The 2,668-nt window shown below is 48.5% G+C and carries 1 protein-coding gene; it reads right to left on the reverse strand.

The window, feature by feature from the left end; translation table 11 throughout:
• On the reverse strand, window positions 1–2,426 hold a 2,426-nt coding region (locus ACTHUE_RS14925), incomplete at its 3' end, for a 2-oxoglutarate dehydrogenase E1 component (RefSeq protein WP_440423891.1).
• Window positions 2,427–2,668: the final 242 nt, after the last annotated feature.

The following is a 2,668-nucleotide window of genomic DNA, read 5'->3' on the forward strand; positions in this document are numbered from 1 at the left end:
GGACGGAAAGTCGAACCTTCGGTGAAGTTTTCCAGCGGGCTCATTGCACCTTTGAAGCGCAACAGGCGTTTGGACATGAAAATCACCAGCGGTTTGCGGTATGAACCCAAGACTTGACGTTGCAAGAGGTGGAACATTTGCGACGCTTCAGACGGCATGATGACTTGCATATTGTTCTCAGAACACAGTTGCAACCAACGTTCTACACGTGCAGAAGAGTGCTCAGGGCCTTGACCGTCGTAACCGTGCGGCAGGATGGTGGTCAGACCGCACAAACGACCCCATTTGGTTTCGCCTGAAGACAGGAATTGGTCGATAGTTACTTGCGCGCCGTTAGCGAAGTCACCGAATTGCGCTTCCCAAATGGTCAGCTTGTCAGGAGCGGAGCAGGCAAAGCCGTACTCGAACGCCATTACGGCTTCTTCGTTCAAGATAGAGTCGATAACCAGGAACTCGCCCAAGCCTTCGCCCATGTTGCGCAGAGGAACATAAGTACCGTCGTCCCATTTTTCGCGTTTTTGATCGTGCAGAACGGCATGACGGTGTGAGAATGTACCGCGGCCGGAGTCCTCACCAGAGATACGCACGCCATGACCTTTGGTCAGCAGGCTTGCGTATGCGAGGGTTTCGGCCATACCCCAGTCGATGGCTTGTTTGCCGGATGCCATGGCTTTACGCGCTTCGATCACACGTTTTGCAGTCGGATGCAGGGCAAAGCCTTCCGGTACAGCGGTGAATTTCTCAGTAAGACGCTCAATGTCGGCGGCAGGCAAACCGGTTTCGATTTTTTCGCGCCAATCTTTGCCTTGGTATTTGCTCCAGTCGATTTGTGTGCGTTGGAAATTGCTCAACGTTGTTTGTTCAACATGTTCGCCTTTGTCCAAAGCATCACGGTAGGCTTGGATGTAACCGTCAGCCTCAGCTTGGGTTACCACGCCTTCGGCAATCAGTTGCTCGGTGTACAAAGCACGCGCACCTGGGTGTTGCGATACTTTTTTGTACATCATCGGTTGGGTCAAGGTCGGATCATCGCCCTCGTTGTGGCCCCATTTACGGTAGCAGACAACATCAACCACGATGTCTTTATGGAATTTTTTGCGGTAATCCAAGGCAGCTTGGATGGCAAAGCAAACGCGTTCAGGATCATCGCCATTCACATGGATAACCGGAGCGGAAACCATTTTCGCGATATCGGTACAGTGTACGGTTGAACGGGTATCGCGGGTATCGGAAGTCGTAAAGCCGATTTGGTTGTTGATCACGATGTGAACAGTACCGCCGGTGGTATAACCGCGTGTTTTAGACAGGTTGAATGTTGCTTGGTTAACACCCAAACCGATAAATGCGGAGTCACCATGAATCAATACCGGCAAGACTTTATCGCGGCCGTTTTCGCCCAAACGTTTTTGTTTGGCGCGTGCAGAACCTTCTACTACTGGATTAACGATTTCCAAGTGTGACGGGTTGAATGCCAAAGAAACGTGCATCGGGCCGTGTGGCGTAGCAATGTCGGAGCTGAAGCCCATGTGGTATTTCACGTCGCCGCTAGGCAATTTGATTTCGGCACGGCCTTCAAATTCGGCAAACAGATCAGCCGGTTTTTTGCCCAAAATGTTAACCAAAACATTCAGACGGCCACGGTGTGCCATACCGATGATGACTTCTTCCACGCCGTCTTTACCGGCGTTTTGAATCAAATAGTTCAAACCGGCAATGGCACTTTCGCCACCTTCGACACCGAAACGTTTTTGACCGACATATTTGGTATGCAGGTAGCGTTCCAGAGTTTCGGCAGCAGTCATTTCTTTCAAGATACGGCGTTTTTGTTCAACGTTGTAGCTTGGTGTAGACAGTACGCTTTCAAAATAATTACGAACCCAACGACGCTCTTCGGTATTTGGAATGTAGATGTACTCTACCGCGATATGGCCGCAGTAGGTTTGTTTGAGGTTACTGATGATTTGGGACAGAGGCAGTTTGCTCTGACCGGAAAAATCGCCCTCGCCCATATTGAACTGAAGTGCCATATCGGCATCTGACAGACCGTGGAATTTAGGATCGAGAGCTTCAATATTTTGAGGAGGAATACGTTTGAGCGGATCAAGTTGGGCTGCACCCACGCCTTGGATACGATAGGCAGAAATCAGTCGCAAAACGCTGACTTGCTTTTTCATCATTGCCTCATCCACACCGCCTGCGACGGCTGCGGCAATTTTCTTTTTAGCCAAAGTGGCAAATGATTCACGAATCGGTGTATGGGCAACATCGACAGCGACTGCGCCCGGCTGTTTACTCAAATCGGTAAAGTACTGTTTCCATTTTTCATCGACAGATTCCGGATTATCCAGAAACTTTTCATACAACTCCTCGATGTATGGCGCATTAGAACCAAACAGATAAGAGAAATTGAGTTTTTCGTCCATCATGGCGTGAGCTCTTTTCTTTAAAATATAAACAAAGGGTAGAATCCCGTGTTCTCCGAACGGAATTCAGGCCGTCTGAAATGACACTTTATTCTACCCTATTTCAAATCAAATTACCTGCTATCAACTTAATTAATTACGACCAACCTCATTGAAAACGGCAATTCGATTTTTTCAAACGACTTTTCAACAATATATTAATGTATTGTTTATTAGCGTTTATCTACCGGAACGTAATCGCGACG

The organism is Neisseria sp. P0021.S005, from assembly GCF_051956955.1.